Annotated in this window: 19 protein-coding genes and 1 pseudogene; 8 read left to right on the top strand and 12 right to left on the bottom strand. The window is 70.9% G+C overall.

Translation table 11 applies throughout. The annotated features are described in order from the left end of the window. Positions 1-120: 120 nt before the first annotated feature. Positions 121-978 (bottom strand): aldo/keto reductase, encoded by an 858-nt coding sequence (locus KUM44_RS06930; protein ID WP_217206870.1) that lies wholly within the window; start codon positions 976-978, stop codon positions 121-123. A 280-nt stretch (positions 979-1,258) separates the two neighbouring features. Between KUM44_RS06930 and KUM44_RS06925 the strand changes: the two genes are divergently transcribed. Next, entirely contained in the window at positions 1,259-2,158 is a 900-nt protein-coding gene (locus KUM44_RS06925; RefSeq protein WP_217206869.1) for a Gfo/Idh/MocA family protein, read from the top strand. Positions 2,159-2,208: 50 nt separating this feature from the next. On the opposite strand, the gene KUM44_RS06920 is transcribed toward KUM44_RS06925, so the two are convergent. Then, entirely contained in the window at positions 2,209-3,105 is an 897-nt protein-coding gene (locus KUM44_RS06920; RefSeq protein WP_217206868.1) for a GNAT family N-acetyltransferase, read from the bottom strand. A gap of 479 nt (positions 3,106-3,584) precedes the next feature. Here KUM44_RS06920 and KUM44_RS06915 point away from each other — a divergent pair, with 479 nt between their 5' ends. Next, the gene (locus tag KUM44_RS06915) at positions 3,585-4,796 is read left to right on the top strand and encodes a beta-1,3-glucanase family protein (RefSeq protein WP_217206867.1); all 1,212 of its coding nucleotides are present in this window, start codon (positions 3,585-3,587) and stop codon (positions 4,794-4,796) included. Between the two features lie 229 nt (positions 4,797-5,025). Continuing rightward, a complete protein-coding gene (locus KUM44_RS06910; protein ID WP_217207053.1) occupies positions 5,026-5,232 on the top strand; it encodes a hypothetical protein in 207 nt (68 codons plus the stop codon). Between the two features lie 13 nt (positions 5,233-5,245). On the opposite strand, the gene KUM44_RS06905 is transcribed toward KUM44_RS06910, so the two are convergent. Continuing rightward, the gene (locus KUM44_RS06905) at positions 5,246-6,430 is read right to left on the bottom strand and encodes a sulfite oxidase (RefSeq protein WP_217206866.1); all 1,185 of its coding nucleotides are present in this window, start codon (positions 6,428-6,430) and stop codon (positions 5,246-5,248) included. 157 nt (positions 6,431-6,587) lie between these two features. On the opposite strand from KUM44_RS06905, the gene sthA reads away from it, so the two are divergent. After that, complete coding sequence (sthA, locus tag KUM44_RS06900; protein ID WP_217206865.1) at positions 6,588-7,991, top strand: Si-specific NAD(P)(+) transhydrogenase; 1,404 nt, start codon at positions 6,588-6,590, stop codon at positions 7,989-7,991. Between the two features lie 24 nt (positions 7,992-8,015). Here the strand turns inward: sthA and KUM44_RS06895 are convergent, their stop codons facing one another. Further along, positions 8,016-8,522 carry a DUF5709 domain-containing protein gene (locus tag KUM44_RS06895; RefSeq protein ID WP_217206864.1) on the bottom strand — a complete coding sequence of 169 codons (507 nt, stop codon included), beginning with the start codon at positions 8,520-8,522 and terminating at the stop codon, positions 8,016-8,018. 316 nt (positions 8,523-8,838) lie between these two features. Between KUM44_RS06895 and KUM44_RS06890 the strand changes: the two genes are divergently transcribed. Next, complete coding sequence (locus KUM44_RS06890; RefSeq protein WP_217206863.1) at positions 8,839-10,311, top strand: APC family permease; 1,473 nt, start codon at positions 8,839-8,841, stop codon at positions 10,309-10,311. A gap of 11 nt (positions 10,312-10,322) precedes the next feature. After that, positions 10,323-11,282, top strand: coding sequence for a hypothetical protein (locus KUM44_RS06885; protein ID WP_217206862.1), 960 nt, complete (start codon positions 10,323-10,325; stop codon positions 11,280-11,282). Here the strand turns inward: KUM44_RS06885 and KUM44_RS06880 are convergent. Then, positions 11,219-11,524: pseudogene (locus KUM44_RS06880) on the bottom strand (hypothetical protein); the annotation flags it as partial. The gene KUM44_RS06885 and the pseudogene KUM44_RS06880 sit on opposite strands and share 64 nt — an antisense overlap. Before the next feature lie 46 nt (positions 11,525-11,570). Continuing rightward, complete coding sequence (locus tag KUM44_RS06875; protein WP_254389146.1) at positions 11,571-13,067, bottom strand: hypothetical protein; 1,497 nt, start codon at positions 13,065-13,067, stop codon at positions 11,571-11,573. 181 nt (positions 13,068-13,248) lie between these two features. On the opposite strand from KUM44_RS06875, the gene KUM44_RS06870 reads away from it, so the two are divergent. Then, positions 13,249-13,929, top strand: coding sequence for a nucleoside/nucleotide kinase family protein (locus tag KUM44_RS06870; RefSeq protein ID WP_217206861.1), 681 nt, complete (start codon positions 13,249-13,251; stop codon positions 13,927-13,929). Positions 13,930-14,011: 82 nt separating this feature from the next. Here KUM44_RS06870 and KUM44_RS06865 read toward each other — a convergent pair whose 3' ends face one another. The 6 genes from KUM44_RS06865 to KUM44_RS06840 all read right to left on the bottom strand — a co-directional run bounded on the left by KUM44_RS06865 (position 14,012) and on the right by KUM44_RS06840 (position 22,235). Continuing rightward, the gene (locus KUM44_RS06865; RefSeq protein ID WP_217206860.1) at positions 14,012-15,847 is read right to left on the bottom strand and encodes a hypothetical protein; all 1,836 of its coding nucleotides are present in this window, start codon (positions 15,845-15,847) and stop codon (positions 14,012-14,014) included. 13 nt (positions 15,848-15,860) lie between these two features. Continuing rightward, positions 15,861-17,570 carry a hypothetical protein gene (locus KUM44_RS06860; RefSeq protein ID WP_217206859.1) on the bottom strand — a complete coding sequence of 570 codons (1,710 nt, stop codon included), beginning with the start codon at positions 17,568-17,570 and terminating at the stop codon, positions 15,861-15,863. Between the two features lie 2 nt (positions 17,571-17,572). Next, positions 17,573-18,472: a carbohydrate ABC transporter permease gene (locus KUM44_RS06855; protein ID WP_217206858.1), complete on the bottom strand. Its 900-nt coding sequence runs from the start codon at positions 18,470-18,472 to the stop codon at positions 17,573-17,575. Continuing rightward, the gene (locus KUM44_RS06850) at positions 18,469-19,380 is read right to left on the bottom strand and encodes a carbohydrate ABC transporter permease (protein WP_217206857.1); all 912 of its coding nucleotides are present in this window, start codon (positions 19,378-19,380) and stop codon (positions 18,469-18,471) included. The genes KUM44_RS06855 and KUM44_RS06850 overlap by 4 nt, the downstream gene beginning before the upstream one ends. A gap of 124 nt (positions 19,381-19,504) precedes the next feature. Then, positions 19,505-20,827 carry an extracellular solute-binding protein gene (locus KUM44_RS06845; RefSeq protein ID WP_217206856.1) on the bottom strand — a complete coding sequence of 441 codons (1,323 nt, stop codon included), beginning with the start codon at positions 20,825-20,827 and terminating at the stop codon, positions 19,505-19,507. Positions 20,828-21,104: 277 nt separating this feature from the next. Continuing rightward, positions 21,105-22,235 (bottom strand): ROK family protein, encoded by a 1,131-nt coding sequence (locus KUM44_RS06840; protein WP_308402517.1) that lies wholly within the window; start codon positions 22,233-22,235, stop codon positions 21,105-21,107. A gap of 310 nt (positions 22,236-22,545) precedes the next feature. On the opposite strand from KUM44_RS06840, the gene KUM44_RS06835 reads away from it, so the two are divergent. Further along, entirely contained in the window at positions 22,546-23,454 is a 909-nt protein-coding gene (locus KUM44_RS06835) for a BadF/BadG/BcrA/BcrD ATPase family protein (protein WP_217206854.1), read from the top strand. Positions 23,455-23,457 lie beyond the last annotated feature (3 nt).

Genomic DNA, 23,457 nt, shown 5'->3' with positions numbered 1-23,457 from the left:
CGCGGCGACCCCTGTTTAGTTGTCCGTTGTTATATCTCTGTTGTCTTGCAGGTCACGCCCGCTCGGCGAGCACGCGGGGAGCCGGACCGGCACATCGGCCGGCGTGGATCCCGAAGCGGTTCAGACGGCGTCCAGCTCCGTGAGTTCCTCGGCGGTGAGCACGAGTTCGGTCGCGGCGAGCGAGTCCAGGATCGTCTCCGGCCGGCTCGATCCGGGGATCGGGACCACGACCGGCGACTTGGCGAGCATCCAGGCCAGGCAGACCCGCTGCGGGCTCACCCCGTGGGCCTCGGCGACCCGCGCGAACGGGGCATGGGCGGAGCCCGGTTCACGGGCCCGGGAGATGCCGCCGAGCGGGCTCCAGGGAAGGAACGCGATACCGAGTTCGTCGCACAGGCGCAGCTCCGGCTCGCTGGAGCGGAACGCCGGGGAGAACTGGTTCTGCACGGAGACCAGCCGGCCGCCGAGGATGTCGTTCGCCTGCCGGATCTGGTCCGGGTCAGCGTTGGAGATCCCGGCCATCCGGATCTTGCCCTCGTCCAGCAGGTCGCGTACGGCACCGACCGACTCGGCGTACGGCACCCGCGGGTCGGGGCGGTGGAACTGGTAGAGCCCGATGGCCTCGACGCCGAGCCGGCGCAGGGACTCCTCGCAGGCCTCCTTGAGGTGGCGGGGGCTGCCGTCGAGCGTCCAGCTTCCGTCGCCGGGGCGCAGATGGCCGCCCTTCGTGGCGACGAGGACGTCCTTGCCCAGGTCGTGGGAGGCGAGGGCCTTGGCGATCAGGGTCTCGTTGTGACCGATCTCGGCGGCGTCCCGGTGGTAGGCGTCCGCGGTGTCGATCAGGGTCACGCCGGCGTCGAGCGCGGCGTGGATGGTGGCGAGGGAGCGTGCCTCGTCCGGGCGTCCCTCGATGGACATGGGCATCGCGCCCAGCCCGATGGCGCTGACCTCGACGTCCCCGATGCGGCGGGTGTGCATGGGCTCGTGACCCCTTTTCTCGGCTGTCGTGTTCCCGGCTGTCGTGCGGGAACCGGAGCGACACCAGCCTGGCCGTCCCGTGGTGCAAGGTCCAATGGAAGAAAGAGAACGCATTCAGAGACGGCGCCGCTGAATCTCTGTTGCTGAGATCGGCCGCCCCACCGCTTGCGCGGCCTCCTGTCCGGTGTGACACGCTCACCCTCGACCGACGGGCTGAACAAGGTTCGGCGATGTTCGCACAGCTCGTTCGTCACAGCTCGGCACAGTGAGAGGCGGCAGCATGCGCATCGGACTGCTCGGCACCGGCCCGTGGGCTCAGATGGCCCACGCTCCCGCTCTGAGCCGGCACGGCGAACTGGACTTCGTGGGGGTGTGGGGCCGCCGTACCGCCCCCACCAAGGAGTTGGCCGACGCCTACGGCGTGCGCGCCTACAACGAGGCCGACGCGCTGCTCGCCGACGTGGACGCGGTGGCCGTGGCCCTGCCTCCTGCCGTTCAGGCCGAGTTGGCGGTGCGGGCCGCGCGGGCGGGCCGCCATCTGCTGCTCGAGAAGCCGCTGGCGCCGACGGTGGAGCAGGCCCGGGCGGTCGCCGAGGCCGTCGAGGAGGCCGGTGTGGCCTCGGTCGTCTTCTTCACCACCCGTTTCCAGGCGGAGACCGAGGCGTGGATCAGTGAACAGGCCGCGGTGGAGGGCTGGTTCACGGCGCGGGCGGAGTGGCTCGGTGCGGTGTTCGGCGGGGACGGCAACCCGTTCGCCGACTCGCCGTGGCGGCGGGAGAAGGGCGCTCTGTGGGACGTGGGTCCCCACGCGCTGTCGGTGCTGCTGCCGATCCTGGGTGACGCGAGGCGCGTGACGGCGGCCGCGCCCGGGCCCGGCGACACCGTCCACCTGGTTCTCGACCACGTCAGCGGTGCCTCGAGCACCCTGGCGCTGAGCCTCACGGCACCGCCCGCCGCGGCAGGGGCCGCGGTGGAGCTGCGGGGCTCGGCCGGGGTGACGCTCCTGCCGGAGAGCACCGAGAGCGCGGTGTCCGCCCTCGCCCGGGCCGCTGAAACCCTGCTGGCGGTCTCCCGTACGGGGCGGCCGCACGGGTGCGACGCGGCGTTCGGACTGCGGGTCACCGAGATTCTGGCGACGGCCGAATCACTGCTGGACGGCGAGCGTGCCACCCACCACTGACAGGCGGCCCGGCCCCGCAGCCGGGCCGGGCCGCCTCCGTGAGCTGCCGGCTATGCCGGCTTCGGCGCACGGAAGTTGATGCGCTCGCTGACGACGGGGAAGCCCGCCTTGGCGAAGTTCGCGGCCATGGGGAAGTTGCCGTGGTCCGTCGCGCCGCTGATGAACTCCGCGCCCTGCTCGGCGAGGACGTGGGTGCACTCCGCGAGGAGGTCGTAGGCGTAGCCGTGGCCGCGCTGTTCCGGGACGACTCCGATGAAGCCGATCGTGGGGCCGGAGGGATTGTGTGCCGGGATGTGGATGCCGGCCAGGTCGCCCTCGGGCGTGTGCGCGATCTGCCACCACTGCCGTGGCGAGGGGCACCAGTGGAAGAAGTCCAGCTCCTCCTGGGCTGCCTGGTCGAGGCCGCCCTCCTCGATGGCCCGCAGCGCGTGGGCGTCCAGGGTGACGGAGTGGATGCGGCGCAGCGCGTCGAAGAAGACCGCGTCATCGGGTTCGGGGCTGAAGCTCAGGCGTCCGGGTCGCTCGGGCAGGCCGAGTTCCGGGGTCCAGCGGTAGAGGAAGCGTTCCACCAGGAGCTCGTAGCCGGCCGCGCGGGCGGCGTTGAAGCGGGCGTCGGCGGCGGCCTTCAGGCCCGGCTCGTCCCGCCGGCCGCCGGGCAGGTTGATCTCGAGTTCGACCTGCCAGGGAGCGGAGCGCAGGAGTTCGGCGCCGGCCTCTTCCTCGCCCTCGGCCACGTCGAACCAGTTGATGTTGACGGGCTCCGAGTCGTCGGGCCCGCCCCACCAGGCGCCGCGCGCGACGACCGTGCCGTCGCGCAGGGCGACCCGCTTCCACTCGGGGCGGAACCGGGTCCGCCGGTGCCCCTCACGGGCGCCGAGCGGGTCGGGGTGTGCGTCGAAGAGATGGGCGTCGCTCGCGGAGAGCGCGCGGATGACCAGATCGGTCACGGATTCCTCCGGGATGAGGATTGCTCGGAGCGCTCCCGGTCAGATCTGACGCGACACGCCGGGGCAATGGAAAGAGGAGCGCTGGACTGGTGTGCACCGCACGGCACTCGCCTCCTTCCGTCCGTCTCAGGGCGTGGGGCCATACCGTACGTGATCTTCATCGGTGCCGTCCACGGGTTTTTCGTGGGTCCGCAGCGAAGCCGCGGCGGCGACCGAGAGCGCTCTCACCAGTCGAAGTGACTTAAGTAGACCTTAGGAGAGGGTTAAGCCGTCGTGGGTATTCCGTGGTCCTTCAAGTTCCCGCAGTTGAGAGGAGTTTGGGCCCGATGCAGACCCATTGGCCGATGCGGAGGTCGTGCGTACCATCGGGGCCCATCGGCAGTCGTGGCCCCGTTTCGAGAGCGCTCTCAGATCGGCGGTCCACGTCGCCGCAGCAGCCCAGCAGTCACCCCCCACACATACTCCGGGAGACCCCCCACATGACTTCCCGTCATCAGCGCCGGCTCGGTCGACGCAGGCTTCTCCTCGCCCTCGGCGGCACGGCGGTGGCCGTCCCCGCCGTCACCACCGTGGCCCCGTACGCCCTCGCGGGCACGCCCGAGGACGGTCACGCCCCCGCCGCGGCGGCGGCCGCGCTGCCGCTGACGATCGTCAACGACAGCGGTTCCTTCGGCAACGCGAACGTCCACGTCTACATCGTCGGCAACCAGGACGGACGCCAGGTACGCGTCACGCCCGACGGCGCCCTCACGCCGATCGCGCTGTCGGACAACGGACCCGACGGCTTCACCGACTACGCGATCAGCCTGGCCGGCAGTGGCGAGACCCGGCTGTCCCTGCCGCAGATGTCCGGCCGGATCTATGTGTCGCTCGGCGAGAAGCTCAAGTTCAAGGCCGTCACGGACGGCAACGGCAACGCCGCGCTCCAGTACCCGGCCGGCTGGGTGACGTCGGACCCCAACTACCCGGTGCTGCACGACTGCGCGGAGTTCACGTACAACGCCGCCGGAATGTTCTGCAACACCACCATGGTCGACATGTTCAGCGTGCCGCTGAGCATCCGGCTGACCGGTGCCAAGGACCAGACGGCGGGCCAACTGCGGGCCGGCGGGCGCGCGGCCGCGTTCGCGGCGGTCCGCCAGGTCGCGGAGTTCGCGCGGCTCGTCGTGGACGACACTCGCGTTATCGCCCCGGGGCACGGCCTGGACGCCGGGCTGTTCGCCAAGGACCACTTCGCGCCGTACATCGACGAGGTGTGGAGTACGTACACCGGACGGGACCTGACCGTCACCACCAACGCGGGGACGTTCACCGGGCGGGTGCGCGGTGAGCGGTTCACCTTCGACGGGCCCGCGCAGGTGTCCTTCGCCAAGCCGTCGACCCGGGACGTGCTGTTCTGCGACGGGAACCTCGCCGCCCCCAACGACGGCACGACCGGCCCGGTCGCCGCGATCCTCGGCGCGGGCTTCAACCGCTCGACGCTGCTCAGCCATCCCGCCCAGCCGACGACCGACGCCGCCACCTTCTACCGGGGCGACCTGACCAACCACTACGCCAAGGCGATGCACGCGGCCACCGAGGACGGCAAGGCGTACGGCTTCGCCTTCGACGACGTGGCCGACTTCGCCTCGTACATCCAGGACACGGCGCCGACGGGGATCCGGCTGACGCTCACGCCGTTCGAGAACTGATCCCGGGCCCGTCGAGGTCCGACGCGGCCGAGCGGGTGCCGGGCCCTCGGGGACCGGGCGGTTTCGCTGGGGGCCGGAGAGGTACTCCGGGGGTCCAGGGGCCGGCAGGTGTCCAGCGGGCTTTCGGCGCCTCCGGATGCAGGGTCGGCTCCGGCGTTGAATGGTGTTAACAGACCCGATGACCGCACCGGGCCCGAAGGAAGACTCCCGGATCCGAGGAGCAGAGATGATGCCGACGTCCCAGCCCGAAGCGTCCGGGCCGTCCGGGGAGCGCGTCACCCCGGACGACCTGCTCCACGCCCGCACCGGCACCGAAGTGTCGCCCGAGGACATAGTGCTTGCCTCAGGCAAGGATCTCACCCCCCGCAATTTGGAATGGGCCAAGCGCAAGCTGGCGGACGAGGGTCCCTCCGCCCTGGACAAGCTGCTGCCCTAGCCTCAGCCCGGCTTCACCGTCCGCAATCCCCGCGGGTCGGCCCCGGGTGCGTGTCGGCACCCGGGGCGGCCTTGCGCGCGTCCACGCACAGCACCGGAATCCGCTGTACGAGGTTGTTGGCGAAGCCCCCGCGGTTCCAAGGCGGCTCCAGCGGCTGCGTACGGCCCTCGGCGTCGGTGGCCCGGGCGCTCAGGTCGTACGCGCCGGGCAGCGCGGTCCAGCTGTGCCGAAACCGGCGCCACGCCCACCGGTGCCCTCCGTCCGGCTCCAGCCCGGCCTCCTGCCAGGTGCGCCCCGCGTCGGTGCTGACCTCGACGCTCGTCACTGGAGCCTGCCCGGACCAGGCACGTCCCTCCAGGGTCACCGTGCCCGGCCGGAGCACGCGGGCCCGGGACATGAAGTCGGGGAAGCCCGGCGGGACGAGCAGGGCGCGGGGGGCGATGCGGGTGACCGGCTCGCCCTCATCCTCGGGCTCCTGGCGCAGCCGGTACGCCACGGCCTGCTGGAACCCGCGGAACGGTTCGTCGGCGACGGTGATCTCGCGCAGCCACTTCACGTGCGCCATGCCGTACCAGCCGGGTACGACCAGCCGCAGCGGCCGGCCGTGCTGCGGGGGCAGCGGGGCGCCGTTCATCGCGTGGGCCACCAGCACCTCGGGGTCGTCACCCGTGGCCACGTCCACGGGGAGCGCGCGCTGGTAGTCCTGCTCGACGCCGCGTTCGACCCCGTGGTCGGCGCCGGTGAAGACCACGTCGACCGCGTCCGCCCCGACTCCGGCCTCGGCGAGCAGCAGCCGTAGCGGTACGCCCGTCCACTCGGCGGTGCCGACCGCCTCGACGAGCCAGGGCTGGCTGACGGGCCGGGGCGTCAGCAGGGCCCGGCCGTTGCCCGCGCACTCCAGCGTGACCCGGGTGGTGACCTGCGGGAGGGCCCTCAGGTCGGCCAGGTCGAAACGCAGCGGGCGGTGGACATCGCCGCCGAGGGTCAGGGGCCAGGGGGTGTCGTCGGGCGCGTAGGGGATGTCGTAGTGGGTCAGGACGTAGTGCAGGCCGGGCGGGGTGAGGTCGTAGCGCAGGGCTTCGAGCGGCAGGCCGTGGTTGCGGGTCGCGAGCGCCAGTTCGTCCCGGCCGATGCCCTCGTCGGGGGCGGCCAGCCGGGCCGGTGCGCTCGTGTCGACGAGTCGATGCCGATGCCCCATACCGGCATTATCGACCCATATGCTCAGGACCGCTCCGGTCCACCGTGAGCTCCCCGACGGACGGCACAACTTCCGCTCCCCCTGCGGCACTTCACCCGGGCAATGGTTTCCGGCTCACCCTTTCGGAAGAGGGCGCACGACTGTCAGACTCCTGAAGGTGCCCGACTTCGACATGCTCGTCATCGGATCCGGTCCGGGTGGCCAGAAGGCCGCCATCGCCGCGGCCAAGCTGGGCCGCCGGGTCGCCGTCATCGACCGCCCCGACATGGTGGGCGGCGTCTCCATCCACACCGGGACCATTCCCTCCAAGACCCTGCGCGAGGCCGTGCTGTATCTGACCGGCCTCACCCAGCGCGATCTGTACGGTCAGAGCTACCGGCTCAAGGAGGACATCACCGTCGCCGACCTGGCCGCCCGCACCCAGCATGTGGTCGGTCGTGAGGTGGACGTCATCCGCAGCCAGCTGTCCCGCAACCACGTCGCCCTGTACGCCGGGACCGGCCGCTTCGTCGATCCTCACACGGTCGCGTTGCGCGAGGTCACCGGCCAGGAACGGCTGCTGACCGCCGAGCATGTCGTGATCGCCACCGGCACCCGGCCGGCGCGGCCCGGCAGTGTGGAGTTCGACGGGCGGACGATCATGGACTCGGACAACGTCCTGGCGCTGGAACGGGTGCCGCGCTCCATGGTCATCGTCGGTGCCGGCGTCATCGGCATGGAGTACGCCTCGATGTTCGCCGCCCTCGGCAGCAAGATCACCGTGGTGGAGAAGCGGGCCGGGATGCTCGACATGTGCGACGTCGAGGTGATCGAGTCGCTCAAGTACCACCTGCGGGACCTCGCCGTGACGTTCCGCTTCGGGGAGACCGTCGCCGCGGTCGAGCGGCATCCGCGCGGCACGCTGACCATCCTGGAGAGCGGCAAGAAGATCCCCGCCGAGGCGGTGATGTACTCGGCGGGCCGGCAGGGGCTCACCGACGAGCTGGACCTGGACAAGGCCGGGCTGACGGCGGACACGCGCGGGCGGATCACGGTCGACGAGCACTACCGCACCGAGGTGCCGCACATCTACGCCGTCGGCGACGTCATCGGCTTCCCGGCGCTGGCCGCGACGTCGATGGAGCAGGGGCGGGCGGCGGCGTACCACGCCTTCGGGGAGCCCGTCGGCCGGATGCACAACCTCCAGCCGATCGGCATCTACACCATCCCGGAGATCAGTTTCGTGGGCCGGACCGAGGACCAGCTCACCGAGGACCGGGTGCCGTTCGAGGTGGGCATCTCCCGCTATCGCGAGCTGGCCCGCGGGCAGATCATCGGTGACTCGCACGGCATGCTGAAGCTGCTGGTATCGCCCGAGGACCGCACGCTGCTCGGGGTGCACTGCTTCGGCACGGGGGCGACGGAGCTCATCCATATCGGGCAGTCGGTGATGGGGTGCGGGGGCACCGTGGACTATCTGGTCGACGCCGTGTTCAACTACCCGACGCTCGCGGAGTCGTACAAGGTCGCCGCCCTGGACGCCACGAACCGGCTGCGGCAGATCGACCACATCGGGGACTGAGCCCGCGGGGCCGGGGCTCGCGCATCAGGGCGTCTCCTGGCCGCCCTCCGGCAGCCGGGAGTCGTCCTCGACGACATGCATCGCGGCCTCCTCCGCGCCGGCCGCTCCGCCGTCGATGCCCTGGTCGAAGGCGATCTCCTCCTTCGTGGTGTCGGGACCGGTCCCCTCGTCCGGGGCGAGAAGGCGACCCGCGCGATCGGTGCCCGACTCGGGGTCGACGGGTTCACCCTCGCCGTCCGGCAGGTCACCGACGTCGTCACCGGCGGGTTCGGTCACGTCGGGCACCTCCTGCGTGAGCCGTTCGTCGAGGGTCTCGCCGTCGTGCTGTTCGGCGGCCGTGGTGCCGTGCTTGGTCACGCCGAGCGGCTTCTCCGGCGGGGAGTAGCCCTCGTCGAGGGTGTCGTCGTAGGTCCGCTCGTCCACGGCGTCCTGAAGGTCGAGCGGCGCCGCGTCCTGCTGTTCCTCATTGCTTCCGGTGGGCTGGTACGCGTCGTCGGCCATCGGCTCTGCGGGCGTGTGTTCGGTGCCCATGACTGCCTCCCTCGCTCGCGCGGTCGGCTGGTTTCGCTCCTGCATGTCCTGAACCGCGTTTCCCGTTGCGGGTTCTCCAACCCCGGAAGATCTCGCGGCTCTTGAAGCATCAAGGAGTGTGGCTATCATCACTCGCACACACGGTGTGACTGCACGGCAACGCAACGGCGTACAGTGTCCGCCACCCCGTTCCGCCCCACCGCCCTGACCCGAGGTCATCCCTCCCCGGTTCGTGGCGTCGTTTCACCCCCCACAACCCTTACGTCGTCGGGGCCGGTCCGCCCTCGCGTCGTGCAAGACGGAAAGCAGCGCATCCATGAGCAACAACAGGGGCAGAGGGCTGCAGGCCAACGCCCTCGGTACGTTCGACACGGTGGTGATGGCGGTCGCGGGCACCGCCCCCGCGTACTCGATCGCCGCGACCACGGCGGTGCTCGTCTCGGCGGTGGGCCTGGCCAGCCCGGCCACGCTGCTGTACTGCGCGATACCGATGCTGGGCATCGCCCTGGCCTTCAGCTACCTCAGCCGGATCGACGTGAACGCGGCTGCCAGTTACTCCTGGGTGGGGCGTACGCTGCATCCCTTTCTGGGGTTCATCAGCGGCTGGGCGCTGGTGATCTCGGCGACCATCTTCATGGTGGCGGGTTCGCTGCCGGCCGGATCGATGACGCTCGCCCTCTTCGACGAGGAACTCGCCGACGACACCGCGCTGTCGACGCTGGTCGGCGCCGGCTGGTTCCTGATCATGCTCGTGGTGGTGCTGGGCGGCGCACGGCTCACCGTGCGGGCGCAGCTGGTGATGTCCGGTGTCGAGCTGGCGATACTGGCCCTGTTCGCCGTACTCGCCCTTCTCCACTCGGACAACGCCCGGGCGTTCGACTGGTCCTGGCTCGGCTTCGGGCACTTCGACGGGGTGACGGGGTTCGCGTCGGGGGCACTGATCGCCGCGTTCTACTACTGGGGCTGGGACGTCACCAGCAACCTCAGTGAGGAGACCCGCAACAGCCGCCGTACGACCGGCCTCGCGGGGCTGATCGGGGTGGGCATCGTGTTCCTTCTCTTCGAGGTGTTCACCATCGCGGTGAACGTCATCCTGTCCGCGCAACAGATCCAGGACAACGACGCCAACGTGCTCGCCGTGCTCGGTGAGGAGGTCTGGCCCGGCTGGGGCGGCAAGTTGCTGATCGTGGCGGTGATGCTGTCCACCATCGCCACCCTGGAGACCACGCTCATCCAGGTCACGCGCTCGCTGTTCGCGATGGGCCGGGACCGTACGATGCCGTCCGCGCTGGGCCGGGTGCACCGCCGGTGGAACACGCCGTGGGTGGCCGTCTCGGTGGTCGGCGTGGTGGCACTGGCGATGTTCATCGCCTCCAACTTCCTGGGCACGGTGGGCGACATCCTCTCCGACGCCATCTCGGCGATGGGGCTCCAGATCGCCGTGTACTACGGGCTGACGGGGCTCGCGGTGGTCGTCGCCTACCGAAGGATGCTGCTGAAGTCGGTGGGCAACTTCGTGTTCGGCGGCCTGTGGCCGTTGATCGGGGCCCTGTTCATGTTCTGGATCTTCGTCGAGTCCCTGGGTGAGCTGAGCGGTTCCGCCCTCACGATCGGCATCGGTGGTCTCGCGGCCGGGCTGATCCCGATGCTCTGGTACTGGCGGCAGGGCAGCGACTACTACCGGCCGGCCAAGCTGGACGCCGCCCGGACCGTCGAGGCCGACTGCGTTCCGGCCGGCGCGGGCGGCAGCGACTCCCTTGTCCACGAGGGTCTTTCCACCGACTTCTGAGGGAGCCCTCGATGGCGAAAGACCGCTTCGCTCCCGACTTCGACCCCGACTGCGGTGACACCGCGCTGACAAGTGCCCGGCAGGACATCGTCATCGGCCGCTGGCAGGGGTTACGGGAACTGCTGCGGGTCACCGGTCCCGACTGGCTGGTCCGCGGCCATCGGACCCGGCTGCTCGCCCAGGCCTGTGCGAGCAGTTCGACGTCGGAGTCGTGGCTGGCCGCCGAGCCGCACAGCGCCGACGCTCTGGTGCTGCGGGCGGCGACGGAGACGGCCCGGGCGTTCAACCTGGCGATCACCGCGGGCCGGGGTGTGCCGATCGACCGGCGGCGCATCGACAGCGCGGTGCTGTCGTGCCTCAGAGCCGCCGACTCCTACCCGGACGATCCGACCCCGTGGATCTCGCTGATCTCCGTCGCCCGGCTGTATCCGTCGGGCGTACGACGGCAGGAACTGGCGCGCTGGTGGGACGAGTTGCACCAGCGCGACCCGTACAGCGTCGAGGGTCACCTCCAGGTACTGCACTATTACTCGGCCCGCTGGCACGGCACCCACGGTCTGATGTACGACTTCGCCCGCGACGCGGCCGGCGTGGCACCGTCCGGCTGTCCGCTGCCGGTGCTCGTGCAGTACGCCCGGGTGGAGGAGTTCCGCTACGCCCTGGACGCGGCCAGGGGCCGGCACGCCTCGATGGGACTGGGCCAGCACTGGAGCAACGACGGCGCCGTCAGCGACGTCCGCCGCACCTGGGAGCGCTGGATCACCGGCCGCACCGGTGACGGCATCGCCCCCGGCGAGCTGCGTGACGTCAACTACCTGGCACACGCGGCCTGTCACGCGGGGGCCCATGACATCGCCGCGGCCCTGTTCCGGATGCTGGAGCGCCGGGCCACGCGGACTCCGTGGGCCTACACCGGCGATCCGGACAAGCAGTTCGTCAGATGGCGCAAGGAGGTGGGGGTGCGCGGCTGATCACGGCAGGGCGTTCGGCACGTCCGGCCGCGGCGCCGGGCGACCGTCTCGCGGCTCAGTTCCTCCGTCTCCGACTCGGGCAGCCGCTCGAAGACGTCCTCGGTGATGACCGAAACGGTCGGGAGGATACGGCGGTTGAGGTCCGGTCCGCCGGTCGCCGAGTCGTCGTCGGCCGCGTCGTACAGCGCGGTCAGCGCCGCCCCGTGCCGGGGCATCCCCGCGCGGAACAGCTTCCGGTATGCCCGTACGCCCGTCTGCGCTGGGGTGCGTCGAGGAGGTGGTCCGGCGTCATTCCGGTCCGCCCGCGCCCGGCGCCGGGGCGATGCGGACCTCCAGGCCGTCGAGGCGGTGGAGTTGCCAGTCGCGGGCGTAGCGGGGCGGTGTGCCGCCGGGGTCGGTGAGGGCGCCGACCGGGATCCTGCGGGCGGTGCGCAGGATGTCGGCCTCGGTGGTGTTGGCGTTGTTACCGCTGATCGCGCCGGAGTCGCAGCCGGTGTAGTAGCCGACGGGAATGGCCTCGTGCCCGGTCAGCAGGCAGGGCTGGCGCACGCCGAGGCGGTGGAGTGCGGCGGCGGAACGGGACCAGGCCTCACGGTTGGCGGTGGTGCGGTCCACGATGCGGTCCAGGACGACGAACTGCACGGCCAGATGTCCGGCCAGGCCGAGCGCGATCACGGCGGCCGGCACCGGGCGCCACCGGCCGTTCGGCCTGGTGGCCAGGTGGAGCAGCGCGTCCGCGACGGGGATGGCGAGCAGCGCGTAGGCGGGCAGGAGGAAGCGGGGTGCCGCGTATCCGATCATGAAGAGGTACGGGAAGGCGGCCGTGGCGGCGCAGGCCAGGGGAACCAGGGTGCGGGTGGTGCGGCCGGCGAGGACCGCGACCGCCAGTGCGCAGACGGCGAGCAGCGGGAGCACGAACCACCAGGCGTAGACGACCGGGGAGGGCATCTCCCCGTTGCAGGGCCGGCACAGGCCGCTGCCGGCCAGGCTGCGCAGTTGGTCGTCGACGGCGAAGTTCCAGCCCAGGCCGCCCTGGATACGGGAGGCCTCGTTCAGCCGCTCGCGCAGTCCGCCGTAGCTGACGAACGCCTCGATCACCCACTGGAGGCCACCGGCCACCAGGCCCGCCGCGAGGGCACCCCCGAGCCGCCAGTGCCGTGCCGCCACCGCGAGCACGAGCAGCGGCAGTGCCACCCAGACGGCGTCGGTGGGCCGCATCCACGCCATCAGCGCGGCGCCCGCCACGACGCCCCACAGGGCCCGTCGGTCGAGGCGGTCCGTGCGGGCCCGCAGGAAACAGGCGACGCAGATCAGGGCGCCGAAGGCGACCCAGAGGTTGGGCATGGCCTGCGGGCCGTAGAAGAGGGTCACCCACAAAGTGGCGAAGAAGGCTGCCGCGCCGGCCAGGACGCGGGGCGGGAACAGTCCGCGCCACACACGCAGGGCCAGGTACAGGCCGAGCCCGGACAGGACGGCGAGGTAGACGCGCAGCAGCGGTGTGGAGGACGACCAGGAGGCGATGGGCCACACCAGCAGCGGGACGCCACGCGCGCGTGGTGCGCTGAAGAAGGCGGCCGGAGCGTCGCCGCCGACCTGGCTGACGTACACCACCTCGTCCCAGCCGAGGCCCATCGAGGGCCCTACGAGCAGGAGTTGGGCAAGGGTGAAGGCTCCGGCCACCGCCGCGAGCAGGCCGTGGCCGCGCGCCTGCCACGACCGGCCGGACAGGAACGCCTCGTCGCGCCGTCCCATGCTCAGTCCCATGGGCTTCGTGCCGTGCGCCATCGTCCGCCCCTCCCCCTACGCGTCGTAGGGTTTGCGAGCCCCGCGGCCAGGCGAGTTGGGCAGCGGGGAGCCAAGAAAGTGATGAGAAGATTAAAAACACGGACAGACTAACCCGCATGGGACGGGTGTGCAGTGTGAGGTTCGGCCAGGTGCCTGACCGAGGGGTGACACACTCTGCTGTGTGGCCCTGACCTTCGACGATCTCCTCTCCCGCGCCCGGTCCCTCCCCCGCGACGGCCGCCGTGCCGTCCTCGGCATCGCCGGCAGCCCCGGCGCGGGCAAGACGACGCTCGCCCACCACCTGGTGCGCGAGCTCAACGGTTCCGGGGACCCGTGGGTCGCGCATGTGCCCATGGACGGCTTCCATCTCGCCGATGTCGAGCTGGACCGGCTCGGGCGCCGGGACCGCAAGGGCGCGCCGGACACCTTCGACGCGGCGGGGTACGCGGCGCTGCTGCGGCGTCTGCGTGAGGAGGCCGACGGTGACATCGTGTACGCGCCCGGCTTCGAGCGGGTGCTGGAGCAGCCGATCGCCGGTGCCGTTCCGGTGGAGCCGGCCGCCCGGCTGGTGGTGACCGAGGGGAACTATCTGCTGCTGGACACAGGTGCGTGGGCCCGGGTGCGGCCGCAGCTGGACGAGGTGTGGTTCTGCGAGGCCGACGAGCCGGAGCGGATCCGGCGGCTGATCGCCCGCCACGAGGAGTTCGGCAAGCCGCACGATCAGGCGGTGGCCTGGGTCCTGCGCTCCGACCAACGCAACGCGGACCTGGTCGCCGCCACCCGGGAGCGGGCCGAACTGGTGGTGCCGGCCACCGCCCTGCCCGTCCCGCAGGAACCGCCGGCCGCACACGCGGGGACCTGACCGGACAGGCCTGGAGAGTGTCGGCGAGGCCGAGCAGCGCAGGTGGGAGCTGCTCGGCCTCGCCGTGGTGAGCCGTGAGCGCCTATGACGCCTTGAGCGTGAGCTCCGGCTCCCCGTGTGCGTCGCCCGCCGCCTCGCCGAGCACGGCGGTGAATGCCTCGGTGCGGACCCTCAGCCGCTGACCGTCGCATTCGACGGTCAGCGCGCCGAACGGGCCCGACGGTCCGTAGCGTACGGCGAACACGTGCAGGTCCTCCGGGCCGCCGGGGGCCGGTTCGGCCTCCAGGGCCGTCGAGCCGACCAGGTGCCGCCAGCCCTCGTCGGGGTTGCCATAGCCGCGCGGGTCCGCGGCCAGGGCGAAGGCCGCCTCCTCCTGGGTCCGGTCGGCGCGGGCGTCGAAGTGGTCCACGCCGTCCGACTCGGGGTGCGTCAGCCGCAGTTCGCCGGCCGAGGTGACCTCACCGTCCGCCGTCCTGCGCACGCGGTCGCCGTCGTCGGCGGCGTACGGCAGTCCGGCGAGCAGATACGGCGTTCCGGGGAGCCGTTCCACCGCGACGGTCAGCCACAGGCGCGTGCCGTCGGTGACGTACAGCGAGCGCACATGGCGCAGGACGTGGTCGCGGCCGACGACGGGCTTGGTGACCAGCTTGGCCGTGAGGCCGTCGGCGCGGACGTCCCGGACGCGGACCTCGCCCATCGGGCGGCAGAAGAGGAAGCCGTCCGTCACCGGGCCGAAGCCGTGCTGCCGGTTCACCGCGGCCGGGAGGTAGTACGTGCCCGCCGCCTCGACCAGCGACGGGGTCATACGGTCGTCGAAGGCCACCGACACCGTGCCCGCGCGCAGTTGGTGGCGGGCCGGAACCGGTGACGGGGTGCGGTGCCAGCGTGTGGTGTCCTGGATCTGCCAGACCAGCATCCACGCGAAGTGGCCGTCGACCCCGCCGTCCGCCTTGACCGCGTGCCGGCCCCACCGGGTGTCCCCCCGGTAGCGGCCGAGGTCGGAGCCGACGCGCCGGCTGAAGTAGCGCAGGCCCAGAACCGACTCGAAGCCGCTGTGCTGCTCGCTGTAGCGCGGGCCGCCGTTGTCGAAGCCGCCGACCGTGAGGCGGGCGTCGATGTAGCGGGCGAGCGCGTCGCCGTCCTCGGCGAAGATCCGCTCGCCGCTGACCCGGTGGGCCTGGGCGAGGAAGGACAGGGAGATCGGGCCGTAGTTGTTGTCGTACGCGCCGCCGTGCTCGGGAGGCAGCAGCGCGCCCCGGTCCGCGACGCGGTGGGCGCGGATCTTGTCGGCGTAGAGGGCGACGGCCCGCGCACGCACCTGCTCGCCCGTGCCGGGCGGGAGATGGCGGGCCAGCATCAGTCCGCCGACGACGCAGCCGATGGCCTGGTTGCCGGCCTCCTGCGGATTGAAGAAGGTCGCCTCGGTCAGCCAGCGCCAGTAGCCGTGCGCGACGTCGAGCAGTTCGGCGCGCTGCTCGCCCTCGACGAGCCCCTCCGCCAGGTCCAGCACGTTGACGGCCTGGAGCAGCGCCCACACCGTGCTCGGCCAGTCGCCGATGGGGTGGGCGCCCGCCTCGAGGGTGTAACGGGCGTACGGGAGCCCGGAGTTGCGTACCTTGAGGTTCGGGTAGCCGGGGTTGTCCTCGGTGTAGACCCGCTCCCGCAGATGGAAGGCGAGGCTGCGGCTCACCGCCTCCGGCAGCCTCGGGTCCTTGCCGCGCTGCCAGTCGAGCGCAAGCAGGGAGGTGATGCCGAGCGAGGTGTCGCCGATGTCGTCGACGCAGTCGGGGTGTTCGAGGTTGCCCTCGGGCGTGAGGCGCGCGAGGGCCTGCTCAGTGACGTCGGCGAGCACGGCGTCGTACGCCTCCGGGGTGTCCGGCAGGTTGTGCAACGGGCCGAGCTGGCGTGGGAGGTGCAAGGAGATCAGCCCTTCATGCCTGAGAGGTGGCGCGCAGTGTGAGGGTCAGTGTCTGCGGTCCGTGCCCACCGAGGTAGACACGGTTCCCGGTCGTCGCGTCGGTGCCGCCGGCCACGGTGTAGTCCTGCCCCGGGTCGTAGCGCAGTACATCGCTCTGGTCCGGTCCGGCGAGCGGTTCGCCCGTCTCTACGGCGGCCTGGACCCGGATCTCGTCGTCGCCGACGCGGTAGCTCATCGGCTCGGTCGTCAGGCACCAGCGTCCGTCTCCGAGCGGTATGGCGCCCTGCGGCTCGCCGCCCGGCCGGAAGGTCAGTTCGAGGGCCCAGGGCACCGGTGGGCCGCTGATGTCGATCCGCAGGTCGGCCCCGTCCTCCCGCAGATCGACCTCGACCCGGGTCGTGTGGGAGACCTCGTCCTGAGGGCGGTCGGGGAAGGCCATCGCCGCGGAGAAGCGGCCCTCGTCCACCAGGCGGTAGGCACCGTCGTCGCGCCTCCGGTCCTTCGGGAGCGGCTGGTAGTAGGCGGTTGTGAGGGTTTGGGTGAGCCGGTACCGGTTGTCGGCGAGCTGTTCCATGTCGGCGGCACGGAACGGGCCCAGGTCGAAGAACACCCGCGAGAGGCGGACCGCGTCGAGGACGGCGGCACCGGCGAACATGCGCAGGAAGGTGGGGTTGCAGGCGAGGCCCGAGCGGATGCGCCGGTGCTCGGGCACGTCGGAGCCGCCGTACACCACGGTGTGCGCGGTGGCCGAGACGTGTTGCGCGAGGCGTGCGGTGGTGAGGTACCGGGCGCGCGGGAGCCTCTCCGCGTCCGGGGCCGGCAGGGCGCGGCACAGGTCCGGGGTGAGGAGGGTCTGGGCGAGCAGGTCGGGGTCCTCGATGCCGGCGGCGGCCGCCAGCCGTGCCGCACGGGCGAAGTCGCCCCGGCCGGTGCGGATCGCGAGCAGCCGGTAGTGCGGCAGGTAGGGCCACAGCGCGAACGAAAGCCTCTGGTCCTGGCGGCGCGAGTGGACGGTCTCCACCGTGCCGTCCGGCCTGATCAGGTCCAGCGTCGTGGCGAGGTTGCGTTCGACGGCGTCCAGCAGGTCGGTACGCCCGAGCACCTCCGCCAGCAACAGCATTGCCGGGTTGGTCACGATGGACGCGTAGACGGCGCTGCGTTCCGAGTACAGGCCCTCTGTGTCGATGTCGACGCCCTCGGCGAGCCATTCCTCGGCGCGGTCGAGCAGCCGTTCGTCGGGGAACGACCGGTGCAGACGGGCGAGCGCCGCGCTCAGCTCCCAGCGGTGGTTCGGGGTGTGCACGCCACCGGTCAGGAGACTGGCGGTGGCGGCGCCGGCGATCTCGGCGAGCGCGGCCGTCACCTCGCCCAGTTCCGGTCCCGCGTCGGCGGCGAGGACGTGTGCGTCGCACACGTCGTTGACGGTGAACGCGGAGTCGGGCGGTGACTGGACGTTGTCGCCGCCCGCGAAGAGACCGGAGGGGGTCTGCACGGCCCGCAGGGCGCGGAGGTGGGTCATCGCGGCGGCGACCGCCTGTCCGCTGCCGTGCAGTGCCGAGTCGGGGGAACGGTACGCCGCTGTCAGGGTTTTCACCCGCCGCGCCAGACCACGGTGCGGCACGCCGGCGGGTTCCACGTCCGGGTCGGCCGCCAGGGGGGCGGCCGACCGGTCGGCGGCGCGCGCCGCCGAGCGGACGAACTCGTGGTCGAGCGGGTGGGGCAAGGTCAGTCCTTCAGGCCGGCGTTGATGTCGGCGTTCATGACGTACTTCTGGAACACCAGGAAGACGACGATCAGCGGGATCATGGAGATGACCGATCCGCCGAGCAGCACCGACCAGTTGATGTTCTGCGCTCCGACAAGGCTCTGGATGCCGATCTGCACGGTGAACTTCTCGGGGTCGTTGAGCATCAGCAACGGCCAGATGTAGTCGTTCCACCGCCACTGGAACGACAGGATGGCGAGCGTCAGCATGATGGGCCGGGAGATCGGCACCATGATCCTCAGGAAGATCGACAGCTCACGCGCGCCGTCGATGCGGGCGGCCTCGATGAGCTCGTCGGGGACCGTCAGGAAGAACTGGCGGAACATGAAGCACCCGGTCGCCGTGAGCAGAGCCGGGAGGATGATACCGGCGAGCGAGTTGTAGAGGCCGAGGTCACGGACCACCAGGAACAGCGGGGCGAGCATGACCTCGCCCGGCAGCATCGTGGTGGCCAGGATGCCGACGAAGAAGGCCTTGAGCCACTTGTTGTCGTACTTGGCCAGGGCATACCCCGTGCAGCAGCTGACTCCCACCGTGAGGATCGTCGCGATCACGCACACGATGGTCGTGTTGATGAAGTACTGGGAGAAGTTGGCGCTCGCCCACGCTTCCTTGTAACCCGACAGCGTGGGGTCGTGCGGAATCAGCGTCAGCGGAAGGGAGAACAGGTCTCCCGCCGGTTTGAAGGAGCTGAGGACGAACCACAGCACCGGCACCGCGTAGAGGGCGGCCAGGACCCACAGCAGTGTCGTCGCGGGCACCGCGCGCCGAAGCCCCTCGCCGGTCGGCCTGCGGGGCCGGTTCTTGGAGACCCGCACGGAATCGGCGTCCGCCTTGCGCAGCGTGTCGGTGGTTGTCATCGGTTCTCCACCCGTCGGTTGACGATCAGCTGGATGATCGCGACGGCCATCAGGATGAGCATGAGCACGAACGACGCGGCGCTCGCGTAGCCGATCTGGCCCGTTTTGAAGCCGGTCTGGTAGATGTACTGGACAAGCAGGTTGTTCGAGGTTCCGGGTCCGCCGTTGTTGAGGGAGGCGAACAGCGGATACTCCTTCATCGCGTGGATCGTGTTGAGCAGGATGACGATGAAGGACGTGGGCGCGATGCTCGGCAGTGTGATGCTGACGAACTGGCGCCACGGGCCGGCGCCGTCGAGCGCGGCCGCCTCGTAGTACGACTGCGGCACGTTCTTGATGGCCGCGATGAACAGCAGCATGGAGAAGCCGGTCCAGGCCCAGGACGCCGCCACCACGACCACGAGCAGCGACAGGTCCGCGTTCGACTGCCACGGAACGGCGCTTCCGCCGAGCTTCTCGATGAGGTAGTTGACCAGTCCGAAGTTCTCACCGAACAGCCACCGCCACAGGACACCCACGACGATGGGCGACAGCAGCCACGGGATGAAGAAGAAGACCCGGGCGACCGACACGCCCTTGGCGTGCTTGCTCACCAGCACGTTGGCGATGAGCAGCGAGAACACGAAGTTCAGCGGAACGAAGAGCACGGTGTACAGCAGCGTCCGGCTCAGCGCGTCGTAGAAGGTGGAGTCCCCTGCCAGGTTGCTGTAGTTGTCCAGTCCGACGAACTGGAACGCCCCCACACCCGTGTAGTTCGTGAACGAGTAGACGAGCCCGATCACCGCCGGCCAGACGAAGAACAGCGAGAAGAGCACGACGTTGGCCGCGATGAGGACGAGCGGCGCAAGGGTGTACTTACTGCGTCTCCTGGGCGGGCTCGCGGACACGGCCGAGGCGCGTTTTGTCATCTTCCTGACTCCGTGCTGGTGGAATGGGTTCCTGTGGGCTCACGCCATGAGCCCGGCATCACCTGGGGGCCCGAGGCCGGGCGGCGGTGTCTCGTCCCCGCCGCCCGGGCCCGCCGGGCTACGCTCAGCCGCCGACCTGCTGGTTGTAGCCGTCCACGATGTTCTGCAGGGCCTTGTCTGCCGACTGCTGGCCGTTGATCGCCTTGCCGAGCTCCGTCTTGGTGGGGTCCTCGGTGAGGCTCTTGCCCTTCAGCACCCAGTTCGTCTGCGCGCTGTTGAAGTAGCCGGAGATCGGGTCGTAGAGCGGGATCGACTCGTTGTACAGCTTGAACGCCGCCTGCGCCGCCTCGGACTTGAAGGGGTACTTCGGGTTCAGACCGCTCTCGACCGGCAGGAACCCGGACGCCTCACACAGCGCCTGGTAGTGGGCCGGCTCGAACAACCAGGACAGGAACTTCTTCGAGGCGGTCGCCGCTTCGGCGTTGTTGTTGAAGCCCACCGTCAGGCCGCCGCTGTTGACGTCGCTGGCCTGCACCGGCTGGGCGGGAGTCGGGACGCTCGCCCACTCGAACTTCTTGATGCTCTCCGCGAAGGCGGGAACCTGCCACACGCCGGACCAGTAGGCCACGACGTCACCGCTCTGGAACATGGCCGACGGGTCGGCGCCGCTGGTCCACACCGACTTCGGCATGGTCTTGTCGTCGTTCCATCCGACGAAGGTGTTCACTGCCTTCTTGGTCGCCGCGTCCACCGAGAACTTGCCGGAGCCGTCCGCGTGGACGTACTTCCCGCCCATCTCGTACACCATGGCGCGCAGCCGGGACGGCGACTGGTCGAACGTCAGGGAGTACTTGGCCTTGGTCTTCTCCCGGACCTCGTCCGCCGCCTTGATGAACTCGGTCCAGGTCCAGGTCTTCTCGGGCGAGGTCGGGTAGGAGACGCCGGCCTTCTCGAAGAGCGACTTGTTGATGAACATGCCGGACGCGGTGACGTCCGAGGGAATGGACAGCACCTTCCCGGACGAGTCCTTGGCGAGGAAGTTGGCGTTGATCTTGTTGGTCTTGTTGTTGGCGATGGAGCTGAGGTCGATCAGCTTGTTCGACCAGATCGGGTCCAGCGCCGGCACGGCCGCCACGTCGGGCAGGGAGTTCGCCTGCGCGGCATTGTGCAGCTTCGTCGTGTAGCCGTCGTAGGGGATGTTGACGAGCTTGACCTTGACGCCGGTTTCCTTCTCGTACTGCGCCACCATCTTCTTCCAGCCCGCGTCCTGCCCCGGCACCGTGGAGATCCAGAAGGTCAGCGACTTGGAGGTCCCGCCCGAGTCGGATCCTCCTCCGCAGGCGGAGAGCAGCAGGGCACCTGCCGTGGCCACGGCAGCGAGGGGGACCAGGCGGCGTATGCCGCCGCGGCCGAGTCGGCGAGAGCGCCGCACACCCACAGTGGTCATCTTCGATCCCTTTTCGTCGTAGGGGACGGAGCCCCGGCGCCGACCGAGGCGGCACGGGTGCATTTTGCAGGAAGGTTCGCTTTCCGGGGGCGCGGCCTCGCCCGGCCGCGTCGTCCACGCGGGTGCGAGGTCCCCGGCCGTCCTGGCCGTCACCGCACGGGCTCGCCCTCGTGCGGTTGCCGTACGTCGAGTACGGGCGGGACGCTCGCCCCAAGTCGGCGTCCCGGCCGACTTAGAAAGCGCTTGTCCGGACATTGGCAGACCGAGTCCGAACCCGTCAATCCTTCATCCGCGCCGCCTCGGTCACGGTTTGGACTCCTCTGGCGACCGCGAGGCGGGCCGCGCCGACCACGGTGCCGAGATCACCGACCTGGCTGCTGACCACCTCGGTGGGCCAGCTCAGCCGCTCCAGCTCGGCCCGCACACCGGGCAGGAGCTGCGGAAACGCACCGGTGCTGCCGCCCAGGACGAGCAGCCCGGGGTCCAGTACGGCGGTCACGGCGGCGGCCAGCCGGCCCACGTCCACGGCGTGCCGGGCGACGATCGCGCAGGCGGTGGCGCTGCCCTGTGCGGCCAGCGAGAACAGGCCTTCGGCGGTACGGGGGCATGGACCGTCCGATTCCGGCCAGGCCTCGGCAGCCCGGCGCAGCAGGGAGCGGGCGCCGATGTACTCCTCCAGGGCCTCGTGGCGGGGCTCGAGGCCGTCGTCCCAGGGGTAGGGCAGCCGGGCGAGCTCTCCGGCCGCCCCGTTGGCCCCGGCCAGCACCTGGCCCCCGACGACGATGCCGAGACCGATACCGACGCCGATCCGCAGGTAGCCGAAGGTGTGCCGGCCGCGTGCCGCGCCCTCGTGCAGTTCCGCGAGCGCGGCGCAGTTGACGTTGTTCTCCAGATGGACGGGCACACCGGGCGGCAGGGCGACGGCCACCGCGTCGAAGACGGGCCGCGCTTTGGCGGTCGCCGGGCGCACGGCGCCTTCCTCGGCCCGCGCCGTGACGTCGCCGACGGCCACGACGATGGTGCGCAGCGGGGCGTCGGCGGGCAGCGCCGAGAGCGCCTCCCGCACGACGTCAGCGGCGTCTTCCCGGGGGCCGGTGGCCTCGGCGAGCAGGCTGCCGTCCAGGGCGCAGCCGCGCACCCGGGTGACAGCCGGGCCGAGGTCGACGGCGAGCACGGCGCCCGCGGCCGGACCGAGACGGTAGACGGCGGCGCTACGGCCCGTACCGCCGGACGAGGTGCCGGAGTGGGCGGCGAGGTGGACGCCCTCGAGTTCGGCGACGGCGGAGGAGACCGTCGGCTTGGACAGCCCGGCAAGGCTCGCCAACTGCGGCCGCGTCGCAGCGCCGGCCTGGGCCAGCACGGTGAATACGGCGCTTGCGCTCTCGGTCAGACGGGGGGCTCCCACCACGTCGTATTCCACAGTTCCCCCAGCTCACGGGCTGCTCTCCCGGGCCGATCGGCTCGGCGGGAGGCGGCGATGGGTTGCTCCGGCGGCATGCGGTCCCGACCCGGGCGGGGAGCCCGGGAAGTCGGGTGCGCGACGCCTATTGACACGCACTGTACTTCGTTAGTTAACTTCCTAACGAACGTCACGGTACTCGCCTGCCGTGATCCGTCCAGAGGCCCGTCCCGGGGCTTCCCTAGTTCTTCAACTGTCTTGCCCTCCGGCACGGTTCGCCCGCCGTCGCAGCACACAGCGCACCGACGAAAGAGGATCCGTGCAGGACACCCCTTTGTCCGGCCCCCTGGTGGTCGGCATCGACGTGGGCGGCACCAAGACGCATCTCCGCGCGCTCACGGGCGACACCGTCGTGGCCGATCACGTCCGTCCCAGCGGCGGCTGGCGGCCGCACGATCCGGTGGCCGCCGCCGGCTGGCTGGCCGCGCTCCTCAGCGAGGCCCTTCCCAAGGGCGTACGTCCTTCCGCCCTCGCTGTCGGTGCCCATGCCTGCGAAACCGCGCGCCAGTGCACACAGATCCGCACCGCTCTCCAGCTCCACTTCGCCGTCCCCGCGCTGGTCGTGGGCGACGCGGAACTGCTCGTGCCCGCCGCGGGCCTGGACAAGGGGGTCGGCCTGGTCGCCGGCACCGGGTCCGTCGCGGTGGGCCGCCTCCCCGACGGCCGCGCCGTCCAGGTCGGCGGCTGGGGCGCGCTCCTCGGCGACGAGGGCGGCGCCGCCGGTCTCGTCCGCGAGGCCGTGCGCGCCGTATGGGCGGCGCACGACCGCGGTGAACGGCCGGACGCACTCGCGCTCGGTCTGCTCACCGCCTTCGACGTCCCGGAAGTACCCGGGCTCGGCGCGGCCCTGGAGGCCGCCACCGCTCCCTCCGCCGAATGGGGCCGGCACGCCCCGGCCGTGTTCGCTGCCGCCGAGGCCGGTTCGGATCTCGCCCGCACGGTCGTGGCCGATGCCGGTCGCGCACTGGCCGCGCTGGTCGGACGGCTCGCCGCCCGTGGGGTGGTGGTCGACGACGTCGTCGTCGCGGGGAGCACGGTCCTCGCCCAGTCCTCGCTGTACGACGCCTTCACGGCGGCTCTTGCCCAAGGCGTTCCCACAGCACGCACACAGCCTCTGCGGGCGGCGCCCGTGGAGGGGGCCGTGGCGATGGCCCGTTCACTCGTATGACAC

The organism is Streptomyces sp. AC550_RSS872 (assembly GCF_019049285.1).
In the GTDB taxonomy this organism is placed as follows: Bacteria; Actinomycetota; Actinomycetes; order Streptomycetales; family Streptomycetaceae; genus Streptomyces.
This window is presented reverse-complemented; position numbering and strand designations above follow the sequence as displayed.